The following is an 11983-nucleotide window of genomic DNA, read 5'->3' as shown; positions in this document are numbered from 1 at the left end:
TAGAATTATTCTTCAGTCAGTACATAGAAATGGCCAAGCGATGCCGAACGCGCAGAGCGTCTCCAAGAGTCGCCATTAGTATGAAGAGGGAAGCAGTTTTGTGAGTGTTGGTACCGAGAGCCAGTCGTAAATCCGTTCCAGAACAGTTCGTCATAGTGTAGGTTTCGACGCTTGCTTGGCGTATTCTTCTATCAGGGAAGCATAGTCTTCTTCTTTGGGCAGGGTCTCGAAGCTATGAACCGCAGAGGTCGTCGCCCATAGCAGCTTTTCCCTCGTCCAGGTTTCGATGAAAGGCGTGAACCATGAGGCATCGTCTAGCATCGTCGCACGAAGGTTAACGAACTCGTCCATTCCTTCAGGCCGAGTAAATATCCAACTCATGCAGTGTGGGCAGAAGTAATGGCGAGTCGCGCTATGCAAACCGCCGATGGTCGGCTGACCTTTCAGTACGGAGAACCCTATGCTTGGAATCGCAACGCTTAAAGAAAAAGCGCTGGCAGTCATTCGCTGGCAACCTGTGCAGTGGCAAGCCATCGTCAGCAGAGGCGGGGCACTCACCTGAAGCCGTATCTGTCCACAACGACATCCGGCCTCCCAAGGCAAATTCCAGTCGTTCACGATCTGCCGCCTCCGTTCTCTATTTATCTTCATTCTTAACTAACAATAATATTTGATGAATTATCTGCAAATACAAAAAAAGGAAGAGAAAGCAATATGGAATCAAATACTGTTGTCGCAAATCGTGCCCAAAATTGGGAAGTATTTTGCAGCAAACCGAGGGGTGTTTTTTTGGTGCTTGTTAGGCAACCCTACAGGCAGAAAACAACGCTTGACGGTGCTGTTCTTCTTAAACCCCGATCGGGTGTAATTGGGCGATTGCCTACACAGCAAATCCTCAAGTTGTACCTTGGTTGTTACCAGTTTTAGGTTTTGGCTCAGTCGCTTATGCGCTAGACGGTTATTTTCTAGGGTTGACTCAAGGTCATACACTTCGTCAAGCTATGCTGAAAGCCACTGTAATCGGTTTTTTTCCATCAGCAATTACAGCAAGGTATTTCCATAATAGTCATTTACTATGGCTATCAATGTCTTTATTTATGGCAACAAGAACAATAACTTTGGCATTGTGCGTACCAAAATCATTTTGTAAAAAACAGTGAGGGCAGGATGTTGGAGGTAGATTATTAAATGTAGTATTTAAGACAATTAAATGCGAGTATGTCACATAGTACAACATCTTCTTAATTCTCTACACTCTTTCATCCAGGAATACAAGGGATTTACGCTTTTATTAGTGCCATTCACCCCTGCCCCTTTGCACCTCTGCCCAAGAGCTTGCCACCACGCAAAGTTTGTGTGGTGAAGCACTAAGTGTTACGCAGTACAACTATATTGCCCAAACGGGCATTTTATTTCTTGGATTTCCCTTAAGTGGGGGCTTGACATGATCCAATAGTACATTTAACCTAGTAGTTAATTAACCATTAGGTTAAATAAAAATGTCTACCGAGCAACTGAGCCTTACCTTTGCTGCCCTTGCTGATCCTACGCGGCGTGCAATTCTGGCTCACCTCGCCAAAGGTGAGGCATCGGTAAGTGAGTTAGCCAAGCCTTTTAAGATGAGTCTTCCTGCAATCTCCAAACATATAAAGGTACTAGAGCGTGCCGGACTGATTGTGCGGGGTCGCGAAGCTCAATGGCGACCATGCCAGATTCAAGCACAGCCGCTCAAAGAAGCGGCGGATTGGATTGAGCAATATCGCCAATTATGGGAACAGAGGCTCTCTAGGCTTGATGATTACCTGCAAGAATTACAAACCCAGGAGGAACAAGATGAGTAACAAAAATGATTCCATTGATGCTCAATCCCAACGTGAGCTCGTCATTACTCGCATCTTGAAAGCGCCGCGCGAAGTTGTGTTTAAAGCATGGACTGATCCGAAACATATAGCGCAGTGGTGGGGACCCAAAGGTTTCACAACCCGTGTGATTGAGATGGATCTGCGCTGCGTCCAGGCGGGAAATGGCGCTACGTGATGACTGGCCCAGACGGCAGGGAGTACCCGGCCAAAGGTGTTTTTCGCGAAATCGTACCCTTTGAGAGGATTGTTACCAGTGATGAATTTGATGAAGGCTTTGAAAAAGTCGTAAATACTGATTTACCAAAGGGAATGGTTGTAACAGCCATTTTCGAGGATTTAGATAGCAATACCAAACTCACGCTCCAGATTATGCATCAGTCTATTGAGGATCGGCGTAAGCATGAACAGATGGGTGTGATCGAAGGGTGGAACTCCACTTTTGACTGCCTAGATGAGTTTTTGGCGAAAGCTTGAGTCTCTCTTACTAGGGATGAGGTGCTTGTATGTTTATCTTCATCAAGCGGAGAAAAAGTTGATGCGATGGTTGCTCCCTGCATTTGCCGCCAGTGGAGCAACCTACAATGAACCACAAGACCACAGTTTTATGTACGGACACGGGTTTGCTGAGTTAAACCGTCATATTTGGGAAATTATTTACATGGAGCCAAGCGCAATAAAGCGAGGTTGAAAATGCGATGTGTTGTGACTTGAGCATTACCTATATCCGGTCGCATCAGCAGGTTTACCCGCGTCCTGCACTTCATGAATGTAGCGCCACGCATCGGGTTGAGAGCCATCAAGATCGGTAAAGTCATAAACCTGTGCTAGTTGCCCACTGGAAAGCGATTGGCCATTCCAGCGCACTACTTGTGGATCGCCAGCTAGATAAGCAACTGCACGCCCAACATAGCGGGGCGTTTCAGAAATGATGAAGTGCGGTTCCTTTGCTGTTGCGTCTTGCCAGTTGGCTTTACTCACACCAAAATGATCGAGCATGAGTTCCGAGCGCAACCAGCCCGGAGTCAGCGCTACGGCAGTACATTGATGCGGTTTAAGTTCTTGCGCCAATCCGCACGCCATGCGAATTACCGAGGTTTTAGCAAGATCGTAGAACAGCGACAGCCGATAGTTTTTGCCGTTATATTCGGCAGTACCATCGGTAATTTCGACCACCAATCCACCGGGTTTCTGGATCAACAGCGGCAATGCAAAGTGGCTAGCGATCAGGTGGGTGTCGATCGCTAGTCTTAGCATCCGTAATCCTCGCTCCAAAGAAAGCTCCCACACGGGCTTGTTGAACTCCGCCAGATATTCTGCACCAATATCGTTGACTAGAACATCCAGACGACCATGCTCCTGCTCAACACGAGCAACAAGCGCCTGTACCTGTTTTGGGTCTAAATGATCGACTACAACCGCGATTCCTTTCCCACCTGCCTGGTTTACCAATTCCGCCGTTTCTTGGATCGTTTCAGGGCGGTTGTATTCCGAACGCACAGTAAGAGTGGTGCGTCCGGTGACATAAACGGTTGCCCCTGCTGCACCAAGTTCCACAGCAATGCCACGACCTGCACCGCGTGTTGCCCCAACTACAAGCGCAATTTTATTCTTCAATAGCTGCATAATTGACCTCCTTAAATCCTGCGAGGTAGCTTAAAGAAATCGATGACTCCAAACCATCTTTATGCAGCATAAGCTGAACTTCCTGACATCCCTTGTCATATTTAGGCAGTAAAGTAAAAAGTAGTTTCGATTGGTCTTGGGATAGTTATGCGTGCCGATCGCCTCCTCTCGATACTGATGTTGTTGCAGGTTTATCGTCAGCTAACAGCGCGAGATTTAGCAGAACGATTGGAGGTATCTGAGCGCACCATCCATCGTGACATGGATGCCCTCAGCAGTGCCGGAGTTCCGGTGATAGCAGAACGCGGTAAAGGAGGTGGTTGGAGTTTACTCGACAGCTATCAAACTACGCTGACAGGACTTAACTTGGCAGACGTTGGTCTTTCAGAACATTACTTGTAGTTAAACTGCTCAGAGCTAAACTTGTTAATTTAGATTGGCGTAAATTTATGCCAATTTTACCAAAGTAATATGTTAGCCGTTCTATGCGTTTTAGGCTGATATTTATGCCCCAATCAATTAATTTTGTCCGCGCTGCCTCAAACGAGTCAGCAATTGCACCATATTGGGCAATAGTCGATAAAACGTTAGGGGTTAACCCCTCAGACATTCCCAAATATCTTAAAAAGGGACAAAATCCTTCATGTAAAGATTTCTTATTTTTCTTTGATTGAGTTTTACGTTCAACTACATAGGGTAATTTTTAATTTACTTTCACATTTCCAATTGTTAATATTTGTCGTTTTTTACAACCATGCTTTTGTGTGTTTATTTGCCACCAATAAGAGTGTCTCCTGCTCTGCTTTATCCAAAAAATCTTGAGATTTTGACAGATTATGGAGCAACAAAGCTGTACATTCTCCAGCCATTATTAAGGCAAATTCTCTAATTTTTTGCTCACGTTCTCTGAAAACACGTCCATCCCATTCTGAAATATTCTTTAGTTCTAAAAGTTTCGTAACTTGTTCTTGAAAGTTTTCTAATGATTTGCTTAAATCGAAAGTAGAATATATATGATTTTTCATAAGCGTGTAGGCACTCCCTGTTTTGATGTCAGATATCAAAACCTTTACTCCAAAGGGAATCCTACCTTTTTTTTGCCACAAAAACGAGTCATCTTCAGACCCTACAAGAGAACTGGAAATTTAAAGCAGTGTTAATACTACTTTAACTGTATAAATATTTATACTGTACTTAAGTATATTTATTAGCGATGGCTACGCCCGCCGCAGGCATCGCACCTTTTTCACCCAACCTCACAAAATCGCGTTGCTCCCGCAGGACTAAAGCTGTGACGCGCCTGGGGGTGAGAGGACGATGGGAAGAAGAGCTTACCCTGGGGGAAGCGTTTTTTCTTGAACCTTGTCGCGGTTCAAATTTGGGCAAGCTCTTGAGATAACGAGTGAAGCGAGAGACCGTGGCATAACTACCGGTATAGCCTGCTTGTCGAATTTCCTCAAACAGTTCTTGGGTGTTGTAGTTACCGCTATTCCAGCGACTGAGGAGGTAATGTTGATAAGGATTGAGAAGACTGAAACCTTAGTCGCTACGTTCACGACGTTCGGTAAAAGTTGAGCAACGCTTGTAATTAGATACGGTGTTTTTAGCAATTCTCAGTTCTTAAGCGATTGCTTGTACTGATAAGGCAATAGACCGTAAGCTCCAAACTTGCTCATGGATTTCCCTCCGTCTGGCCCGTGCCTTGGCGGATTGAACTTTTCTTTTTAAAGATGTGTTTTGGGGAAACCTTGGCACAACTGGGCTCTTATTAGCCTCAGCAATCAGGGAAAGGTTATGTGCTGTTTCTACCTCTTTTAGCACTTTATTATCAGTACTAAAGACTTGTTTTTCCACTTCTTTAAGTGCTTCGGCGTGAGTACCAAAGACTTGTAAGAGCATTTGAGATAAGTTCTGCAATAAGTGAAAACGGTCTGCAACGTGAATGGCTTCCAACAAAGCTCTTAGTTTGAGATAGATATTTTTTGATTAATCTACCTTACAGATCGATATAGTAAGCTGTTAAGCATTTAATTTGCACATTGAGATTGCAGGGGGCAGGGAGTAAGGGAGAGGGTTTGAAGCTTTTATTACCATAAAAATGATGCAATTTAAATAGCGATTAGCTTATGTTTAGGCATGGGTTTAAGGTGTGTTGACTAGGTATTTAAATAAATCATCAATTACGGCATTTATCGCTAGAACATCAAAAGCATACCAATGATCAGAATCGACAAAATAAACCCGATTTTGTTGAACCACCTTTAGCTTTTGCCACAAAGGAGATTTCTGCAACTTTTCCAAATTTTTTTTAGCATCTCCTTTTGTGTAAGAAAGGAACAAAACGTCACCATCAATTTCAGATAAATTCTCGTAAGAAATGTTGCTTCTGGTGAAAAAATCTCCGCTTTGTCCAGGTGGGCGTTGTAACCCAATATCACTCAAAAGTCTACCAGTAGGATGTTTGCTTCCATAAGTGAATATTCCATAGGTTTGATCTACTGTGGCAACTGATACTTGCATCTGAAGACGGCGATTTTCCTTTGGAGAGGCTACGTCAACGCCCAAAGCTTGTTTAAGTTGTTCAATTCGCTGCCAATAGTCCTTAATTAACTGTTTACCTTCCTGTTCTTTATCGAGAATCTTGGCAATATCTTCTAAAGTTTTCTGCCAAGAAGCAGGTGGAGATGGATGATTTAATGCAACTGTAGGGGCAATATTGGTTAGCTGCGTGTAGATATTCTGCAACCGAGTATTTGACAAAATTAAATCGGGTTTCAGTAGCAGGAGCCTTTCTAAATTTGGCTCAAATCCAATATTTTCAACCCCGTCTGCTTTGTCTCCCAGATGTTTTGGGAAAGATTCACCTGGAGACCATGCAGATGCAATGGGTTTAATACCCAATGCTAAAGCAGTACGAAAAGTACCCATCCATAAAGTCACAATTCGCTGAGGATTTTGAGGAATGCACGTTTCACCCGTTGCGTATTGCACCTTTCGGCAATTTTCTGTTGGCTGTTTTGAGCTTGTAACACTGTGGTTAATATTTAAACTACAAGCTAAAGCGAGTGTAAAGGTCAAGACTCCCAATAATAAATAAGTCAGGTGACGTAAAGGTATTTTCATGAACGCCTACTTCACACAATATAAAAAGTGAATGCTCTACGCTTCATCTTGACGGATAGAAGCGTAGGATATCAGGGGGTTTGCTCAAAACTGCCAGGAAATTGTGCCCTGTATTGTCAGGGGGTCGCCAGGTATAATCCGATTTACGTTTTGTGCAGAGACAAAATAATCAGTGTCGAACAAATTCTTGATATTGATCGCAGCTCGGTAATTGTCCCGCTTGTAATAAATAGCTGCATCTGTGCGTACATAACTCGGTAACTCAACTGTGTTGGCTAAGTCAGCTTGCCGGTCTCCGTAGTAAAAGGCTCCTAAACCGAAGCCTAATCCTTTTAAACTGCCGGATTGAATTTCGTAAGTTGTCCATAGATTGAGTGCGTGTCTGGGCACATTATTCAGTTGATTACCCACTGTCGATGGATTGTCTCTTGTGATTTCTGCATCAGTGTAAGCATAACCAGCAATGATGTTCCACCCTGGCGAGATTTCGCCAGAAATATCAAACTCAATCCCACGACTGCGCTGTTCCCCAATTTGAATAGTTCGTCGTGAATCATTTGGATCTTGGGCTGAGAGATTGGTGCGAGTCAAATCATAAAATGCCAAGGTTGTAGATAATCGATCAGTCAAATCTGCTTTCACTCCGATTTCATACTGCGTTCCTCGCTCCGGTTCCGGTAGGGCAGCACCGAATACAGATGTCGCCTGGTTGAATGAACGGCTATAGCTGGCGTAGAGTGAGATCGGTTGAATGGGCTGGTAAACAATGCCAACGCGAGGGCTAAAAGCTTCTGTTTGCTTAAAGTCGGTTGTCTGGTTCAATAAATCCTGAAACTCTTGATTGGCAATATCAAAGCGTCCACCTAAAAGTACTTTGAAGTTTTCTGCTAGGGTAATTTGATCCTGAAGGTAAAAACCTAATTGTTGCGCCGTATTTTTGATATCAAAATCTGGAAGACTAGCTTCTGTAGCACTTCCGTACACAGGATTGAAAACATCGAGAGGAGTAGTGTCATTGAAAAGAGCTTTGGAATTAGTATCTGTTTTGCTCAGGTTAAATCCAGCGACTAGCTCATGCTTGATACTACCTGTTGTCAACTTACCGACCACATAATTGTCTAGATTATAAGCATTTTCATCGTAGTCAAAATCCTCAACGCCTCTTTCTAATGTACGCAAATCATCTTGTAATCCGAAAGGAAACACAAGATTTCGTCTGAGGCGAAACAAATAAGTCTGAAAAACGCTCCGCGCTTGCCAGTCATCGCTAAAGCGATGTTCAAAATTATAGCCAATCCGAAATGCACCGTTAGAAGCGTCATTAAGATTAGGCTCACTCACAAAACGATTACGAGGAATTTTGCCATTGGGGTTAGGCAGGACACTTCCCTGTGCCGGTATCCCAAAATCATAGGGCCCCTCTGCAAGGGAATAGCTTGCTTCTAGAGTCAGCTTTGTTCTGTCACTAATTTGCCAGCTTAAAGTAGGTGCAATTAGATATTGCTGTTGGTCATAGAAATCAATAAAGCTTTCGTTTTTTCCAGCAGAAGCATTCAGGCGATACAATACCGTTTTACTGTCATTCAACGGGCCAGATAAATCAATTGCACCGCTATATAAATTGTAGCTACCAACAGAAGTTTCCACGGAGTAGAACGGATCGCTCAATGGTTGCTTCGTGACTAAGTTGACCTTGCCACCTAGTCCACCTTGACCGAATAGAACCGAAGCGGGTCCTTTGAGAACTTCAACCCGCTCAATATTTTAGCCAAACCCGACACTCTGGATTGAACGGTCTTGTATCCCATTGAGTAGAGTATCTGTACCAGCATCAAAGCCCCGAATTTTGATGATATTGAGAGGATCGCGAGGGCTTCGACTTCCTACCACTACACCCGGCGCATTTTTTAACACGTCTGTTAGGCGAGTTGCTTGCTGGTCTTTAATGACCTGTTGCGGTATGACCTGAATCGACTGGGGAATATCACGTAAGGGTGTGTCGGTTCTCGTAGCAGATGAGGTATCGGGAACGCGATACCCATCCTGTTCACCCGTCACCACCAACTCAATCGGTTCATCCTGCTGTGCTGTGGGTTCCTCCGGTTTTGTCTCATTCGTCGGCTCCTTTGGTGGCTGCATCGCAGTTTCAGCAGATACTACCCCAAAAACCAAACCTGCATTATCATCAAATAACTCAACCGTTGGCAATCCGGCTTCACCTGTGACTGTCACCTGTATAGTATTAGCATCCAGATTTGTAACTGTTATTTCAGTGATTCCCGCAACTGGTTTTTCGGAACGGAATGTGAAAGCATCGCCATTGGGTAAACGCAATTGAGCATTAGGAATATCAGCGATAAAGTTATTCTCGGCACTGCGATTGGTGATTTGGAGTTGTTCTCCTTGAGTCGTCTGTAAAATCACCTCCACACCTTTATCTGTAGGATTAGCTTTCACTCCCGTCACTTGTGTAACCTCACCCCCCAGTTTCCCCCCTTGGTAAGGGGAGCCAGCGCCTTGCGGGGGTTCCCCCCGTTGTGGCGACTGGCGTGGGACGGAAGGGGGGTTAGTTGGTGTTGGTGATTGGGAAAGCAAACCTTTAATATTAGAGGCTGGAAATTTAAGCTCACTTAATCGAGGGATCTGTGTAGTTAATTTTTGGTTATCTTGAGCCGCAACAGGCACACTAACAGCAAAGTTGAAAATGTATCCTATCAAGCTGGGTAATAGCCAGGAATTTTGTTTGTGCAGAAATATCCAACTTTTCATCTTGCTCATCACACCACAGTTACTAAAATTCAAATAAAAATCTGACTTATTGCATATATTTATTAATTGCAATAAGGCATAGTGTAGAGAAGTGTCGGTGTGAGAGTCTATTCCAAAACGGCATTACAGTCGCAAAACGGCATTAAGAAGCTAAAATATTTCTCTTTCCTGACAAATATTCTCTAGGCGTAATACCAAATTTTCTTTTAAAGGCAGCAGCAAAGTGTCCTTGTTGGGAATAACCACTCAAATTGGCAACTTCAGCAACACTCAGCTTACCTGCTCGCAAAAGTTGCTCTGCTTGCTGCATACGGATACTAGAAAGATAACCAAACACTGTTGTGCTAAACAATTCTTGAAATCCACGCCGTAAAGTGCGATCGCTCACCCCAACAATCTGCGACAATTCCAGCAATGAGGGTGGATTCTCAAACCTAGAGCGTAAAATTTCCTTAGCCAGATGAATCCGGGCTATGGTATCTGGCTTCAATCGTGGTGATCGCTGTAGTTGATCTTGAGTAGATAATATAGGAGCTAACTGCAACGCCATTAGTTCCAACACCTTCGCTTGTAAATACATCCGCTTCATCATTCCCTGGAAAGGACAGTTAATAATTTGCTGGGCGATTCCCTCAATAGCCGTTGTAGTTTCTGGGTAGAGCAAAGTCTGCCAATCATTCCCCTTTACCAACAGACGCAACTGCTGGGGAATTTCTCCTGTTTCATCGGGGAAAAAAGTTGCCAGCAAGTCAGGAGGCAGATGAATGTCAACGCCTACACGTCGAGATTTGGTGGATTCTGAAATCATTTGGCGTTGCACTCCGCTACCCGAAATACACGTGTATCCTTGCCCTAATTGCCCACCGTATTCGTCTATGACTTTGCCGGAAAGGTAGACGCAAAATTGCAATGGGTGATCCCATTCAGGGATTTTCATTAACACATCATCGTGATATTCACAATCCCAAATCGTCAGCCAGAGTTCTGGATGCACCTCAATATCACGCACATAGCCTTTACCCAGTTGCTTAGGCATTTCACTGATGATTTCAAATGGCTCTTTTACTGGTGTTTGATAGCTATTTTGGTTAGCTTCCCCCCACAGTTCCCAATTCTCTTTCATCGTCAGGGTAATGGTCATGACTGGTGTTAATTATTGATATTTATTATCAATAATTTTACCGTGATTTGCCCTAACTCTTGATTTCATCGGCACAACAGTGGGGTGAATTTCCTAGAGGGATCTTAACTGACCAGTCTCGAGAGGCGATCGCAGGTGCAACTACGCTTCCAGATGTGGGACTTGGGCGAAAATAGCCGACTGTAAAACTTGCGGAAGCTTTTCCAAAACTACATTACCTTTACGGCTTTTGATATATAGTTGCATAAATTCTATTAAGGCGGTTGCGCTTTCTTCTCGAGTGAGATTGACAAAGACAGGACTTACGCACTCAGATCCCCTAACCCCTTTTTAAGGGGGCTTTAGAAGTTCCCCCCTTAAAAAGGGGGGCTAGGGGGGATCTAGGTTTCAGGCTTCAGTGCGTAAGTCCTAAAAGAGATAAGTGAGTTTCTCATCGCTTAATACAGCTACAACACAGCTTTGACTGCACGCCCACAAATTTTTGCCATCATCAGTTAATGTTCCCACAAACATGACATCACCATCAGCTTTATCTAATTCTTCTAGAGAAAAATAAATTTGTGCATAAGTTACTATGGGCGAAGCCCCACCTTCGGCGATCGCCTTTTGCGCTTTGGGACGTTGCAGCCCCACATCCCCAAAAATAGAATTGGGAAAGATTATTTCCCTTCGCTGAACATTACGCCGGGAGCCAAAAAGAGTGTAGCCTTATCGCACTCTTGTTACATAATATTTTCTGTTGCGTAGACGCTCTTAGGGCTTGTCGTAGACATCACTCTCCATTCTAATAGATACTATTTCTCAACTACTTGTTGACAATATTATCATGACCATTCGTCTAAGTGGGACAGAAGACTTTGGGGAATTTTGCAAAGATGTGCAGTTTAATGACTATGAAGGAAAGGCAGAATTATCTACTTGCTTTGGTCAAAGCAGTTTTCGCTGGACTTTTCTTCGCCATAATCTTGAGCTAGTAATCTGTGACGATGAGTTTTCTCAACCAGTGATTATGCAGCAGGAACATGATAATTCACATGAGCTTATATCTAAGTTTTTTCTATCGGGTGCTGTCAAAACTGTTACACCGAATGTACCAGGAGTCAGTGACGATTATGAAGAAGTCGCAGGTTATAACTACTTATTTTGCTTGCCTGATGTTCGGGAGTTTGAGTATTTTAATGCAAATCAGCACTCCCAAAATATTAAAATTTATTGGAATGCTGATTTGCTTTCTACTTTCCAAAGCAGCTTTGAGCAATTGCCGGCTTTGCTCCAGCAGTTGAGAGAAAATCCGATTACACAGAGGTTTCATCAGCCATTAGGAGTTACCACACCGACAATGCAACTGCTGCTGAGACAAATATTGCAGTGTCCGTACCGAGAAACACTTAGGACTCATGTAAAAATAACTTGAACAATTGGCCGAATAGTTAGAGTATCAGAATGTAACGGAATTAAAGCCTTA

General features: G+C 43.7%; 16 protein-coding genes and 2 pseudogenes. 7 read left to right on the top strand and 11 right to left on the bottom strand.

What is annotated here, in order from left to right; genetic code table 11:
- Positions 1-150: 150 nt before the first annotated feature.
- Complete coding sequence (locus tag HWQ43_RS27125; RefSeq protein ID WP_292739495.1) at positions 151-504, bottom strand: GFA family protein; 354 nt, start codon at positions 502-504, stop codon at positions 151-153.
- 210 nt (positions 505-714) lie between these two features.
- On the opposite strand from HWQ43_RS27125, the gene HWQ43_RS27120 reads away from it, so the two are divergent.
- The 5 genes from HWQ43_RS27120 to HWQ43_RS27100 all read left to right on the top strand — a co-directional run bounded on the left by HWQ43_RS27120 (position 715) and on the right by HWQ43_RS27100 (position 2550).
- Positions 715-927, top strand: coding sequence for a hypothetical protein (locus tag HWQ43_RS27120; RefSeq protein WP_292739431.1), 213 nt, complete (start codon positions 715-717; stop codon positions 925-927).
- 572 nt (positions 928-1499) lie between these two features.
- Entirely contained in the window at positions 1500-1841 is a 342-nt protein-coding gene (locus tag HWQ43_RS27115) for a metalloregulator ArsR/SmtB family transcription factor (protein WP_292739429.1), read from the top strand.
- A complete protein-coding gene (locus tag HWQ43_RS27110; protein ID WP_292739428.1) occupies positions 1834-2037 on the top strand; it encodes an SRPBCC domain-containing protein in 204 nt (67 codons plus the stop codon). The genes HWQ43_RS27115 and HWQ43_RS27110 overlap by 8 nt, the downstream gene beginning before the upstream one ends.
- Positions 2037-2336 carry an SRPBCC domain-containing protein gene (locus HWQ43_RS27105; protein WP_292739425.1) on the top strand — a complete coding sequence of 100 codons (300 nt, stop codon included), beginning with the start codon at positions 2037-2039 and terminating at the stop codon, positions 2334-2336. Before HWQ43_RS27110 ends, HWQ43_RS27105 begins: the two co-directional genes overlap by 1 nt.
- A 61-nt stretch (positions 2337-2397) precedes the next feature.
- Positions 2398-2550 carry a hypothetical protein gene (locus HWQ43_RS27100; RefSeq protein ID WP_292739423.1) on the top strand — a complete coding sequence of 51 codons (153 nt, stop codon included), beginning with the start codon at positions 2398-2400 and terminating at the stop codon, positions 2548-2550.
- Positions 2551-2576: 26 nt separating this feature from the next.
- Here HWQ43_RS27100 and HWQ43_RS27095 read toward each other — a convergent pair whose 3' ends face one another.
- On the bottom strand, positions 2577-3485 hold the full coding sequence (locus HWQ43_RS27095) for an SDR family oxidoreductase (RefSeq protein WP_292739421.1): 909 nt from the start codon (positions 3483-3485) through the stop codon (positions 2577-2579).
- A gap of 147 nt (positions 3486-3632) precedes the next feature.
- On the opposite strand from HWQ43_RS27095, the gene HWQ43_RS27090 reads away from it, so the two are divergent.
- Positions 3633-3887: an HTH domain-containing protein gene (locus HWQ43_RS27090; RefSeq protein ID WP_292739419.1), complete on the top strand. Its 255-nt coding sequence runs from the start codon at positions 3633-3635 to the stop codon at positions 3885-3887.
- Here HWQ43_RS27090 and HWQ43_RS27085 read toward each other — a convergent pair.
- The 9 genes and pseudogenes from HWQ43_RS27085 to HWQ43_RS27045 form a co-directional block, all read right to left on the bottom strand.
- Positions 3856-4510 (bottom strand): annotated as a pseudogene (locus HWQ43_RS27085) (ISLre2 family transposase); the annotation flags it as partial. The gene HWQ43_RS27090 and the pseudogene HWQ43_RS27085 sit on opposite strands and share 32 nt — an antisense overlap.
- Before the next feature lie 169 nt (positions 4511-4679).
- Complete coding sequence (locus tag HWQ43_RS27080; protein ID WP_292739417.1) at positions 4680-4871, bottom strand: hypothetical protein; 192 nt, start codon at positions 4869-4871, stop codon at positions 4680-4682.
- 234 nt (positions 4872-5105) lie between these two features.
- Positions 5106-5441, bottom strand: coding sequence for a hypothetical protein (locus HWQ43_RS27075; protein WP_292739415.1), 336 nt, complete (start codon positions 5439-5441; stop codon positions 5106-5108).
- Positions 5442-5627: 186 nt separating this feature from the next.
- A complete protein-coding gene (locus HWQ43_RS27070; RefSeq protein ID WP_292739414.1) occupies positions 5628-6608 on the bottom strand; it encodes an iron-siderophore ABC transporter substrate-binding protein in 981 nt (326 codons plus the stop codon).
- 84 nt (positions 6609-6692) lie between these two features.
- A complete protein-coding gene (locus HWQ43_RS27065; RefSeq protein ID WP_292739493.1) occupies positions 6693-8369 on the bottom strand; it encodes a TonB-dependent siderophore receptor in 1677 nt (558 codons plus the stop codon).
- A 3-nt stretch (positions 8370-8372) separates the two neighbouring features.
- A complete protein-coding gene (locus tag HWQ43_RS27060; protein WP_292739412.1) occupies positions 8373-9377 on the bottom strand; it encodes an AMIN domain-containing protein in 1005 nt (334 codons plus the stop codon).
- 142 nt (positions 9378-9519) lie between these two features.
- Positions 9520-10518, bottom strand: coding sequence for an AraC family transcriptional regulator (locus HWQ43_RS27055; RefSeq protein WP_292739410.1), 999 nt, complete (start codon positions 10516-10518; stop codon positions 9520-9522).
- Positions 10519-10659: 141 nt separating this feature from the next.
- Positions 10660-10818, bottom strand: a pseudogene (locus HWQ43_RS27050) (DUF1636 family protein); the annotation flags it as partial.
- Positions 10819-10926: 108 nt separating this feature from the next.
- The gene (locus tag HWQ43_RS27045; protein WP_292739409.1) at positions 10927-11151 is read right to left on the bottom strand and encodes a hypothetical protein; all 225 of its coding nucleotides are present in this window, start codon (positions 11149-11151) and stop codon (positions 10927-10929) included.
- Positions 11152-11344: 193 nt separating this feature from the next.
- Here HWQ43_RS27045 and HWQ43_RS27040 point away from each other — a divergent pair, with 193 nt between their 5' ends.
- A complete protein-coding gene (locus HWQ43_RS27040) occupies positions 11345-11932 on the top strand; it encodes a hypothetical protein (RefSeq protein ID WP_292739407.1) in 588 nt (195 codons plus the stop codon).
- The last annotated feature ends 51 nt before the right edge of the window (positions 11933-11983 follow it).

This window comes from Nostoc sp. JL31 (assembly GCF_017114965.1).
GTDB lineage: Bacteria > Cyanobacteriota > Cyanobacteriia > Cyanobacteriales > Nostocaceae > Nostoc > Nostoc punctiforme_A.
This window is presented reverse-complemented; position numbering and strand designations above follow the sequence as displayed.